Genomic DNA, 1,712 nt, shown 5'->3' with positions numbered 1-1,712 from the left:
GAGGCTGGGAAAAAACTCTCAGTCCAAAATGAAAGCCGGACGATGAATCAAATCTTGGTTCATCGTCCGGCTTCTTATGTACACAGGAAATCGTTCCTGATATGATGTAATTACCCCTAAAAACAAACATAAAGGAGCGATTTTCATGTATCAAAATTATATCACGGGACAAACAGAATTCGTACTAAATTATGACTACAATGTGCCAAAAAATCATCTGGTTCGGTTAATTGATACTTTTGTCGATTCCATTCCACAAGAGGTTTTGTTAGAAGAGAACGTGGCCGTCACCGGCCGCCCACTTTCTCACCCTGCACTGATGTTAAAAATTCTGTTGTTTGCGTACTCTCGTCAAACTTATTCTGGCCGGAAAATAGAAACCTTGTTAGAAGAAAACTTACCAATGCGATGGTTAGCCCGTGATCATTCATACAGTTACCATACCATCAATAACTTTCGACGGAGTGAGCACGCCAGGAACTTAATAAAACGTACCTTTGTTTACTTTACTATGGCTCTTACGGACCATGGGCTAATTCAAAATGATGCAGTCTTTATTGATGGCACTAAGGTTGAAGCGGATGCTAATAAGTACTCGTTTACTTGGCGTCGGGCAATAGAAAAGTATCACGCTAAGTTGAGAGAAAAGACGGCTAGTATTTATGATGAGTTAGTAGAAAAGCAAGTCATCAAAGAGATGAAACCAGAAATGATTGAATCTATCGACGGTATGGAATTAATGGCTGAAGAAGTGGAAAAAGAAATCACTAATCTAGACGAAGCCATTAAACAGGAGCCGAAAATAATTAAAGGTGGTTCAGTTAGAAAACGTCGGCGACGTTTTCTAAAGAAGCTTCGTCGTCAACTGAGAGAAGACTTAATTCCACGGGCTAAAAAATATGAACGTGTCGAAGATATTTTTCAAGGACGAAATAGCTTTTCGAAAACAGACCACGACGCAACTTTTATGTGCATGAAAGAAGATCCGATGATGAACCGAGAACTCAAACCCGGATATAATCTTCAGATTGCCACGCATAATCAGTTTGTCCTTGATTATGCTTTATTTTCCAATCCTACTGATACTAGGACTTTAGTGCCATTTCTTAAGCAATTCCATGGCTTGGATTTCTTTACACACGTGGTAGCTGATGCTGGTTACGGTAGTGAATATAATTACACAACACTGCTTGACCAATTCGATAAGCAACCACTCATTCCATACACCACCTATCAAAAAGAGCAGAAGCGTAAGTTCAAAAATGATCCAACAAAACCTCAGAATTGGCAGTACAATGCCGAAGATGACTACTATATTGATCATTTAGGCGTTCGCTTCAGTTTTTATCGCTACAGTAAACGAACTGATAAGTATGGATTTAAGCGCGATCTTAAACTCTATCGTGCCGACACACATCAATCATCAGAAGAGTTAGATCAGTTAGCTAAAACGCCAGGTAAGCGTCAGCGCTACATCCAGGTTAATCCAACTTGGAATTATTACAAAGCAAAAGTCAAAGAGACCCTCTCAAGCGATGAAGGTAAGATGATCTATCGTCGACGCAAGTTCGACGTTGAACCAGTCTTTGGTCGCATGAAGAGGGATTTTGGCGTACGCCGAACTCATTTGCGCGGCCAACGGGCTGTGGAAAATGATGTCGGATTAACCTTAATGGCATTGAACTTAACGAAATTGGGTAAAATGATCAACC

The 1,712-nt window shown here is 40.3% G+C and carries 1 protein-coding gene; it reads left to right on the top strand.

Translation table 11 applies throughout. From position 1 onward, the window contains the following. Nucleotides 1-145: 145 nt before the first annotated feature. Nucleotides 146-1,712: IS1182 family transposase (locus QOS01_RS10250; protein WP_283622256.1), on the top strand; the 1,567-nt coding region annotated here is incomplete at its 3' end.

This window comes from Limosilactobacillus avium, assembly GCF_947381485.1.
In the GTDB taxonomy this organism is placed as follows: Bacteria; Bacillota; Bacilli; order Lactobacillales; family Lactobacillaceae; genus Limosilactobacillus; species Limosilactobacillus avium.
The sequence above is the reverse complement of the archived record's forward strand: the minus strand, read 5'-3'. Positions and strand labels throughout refer to the sequence as shown.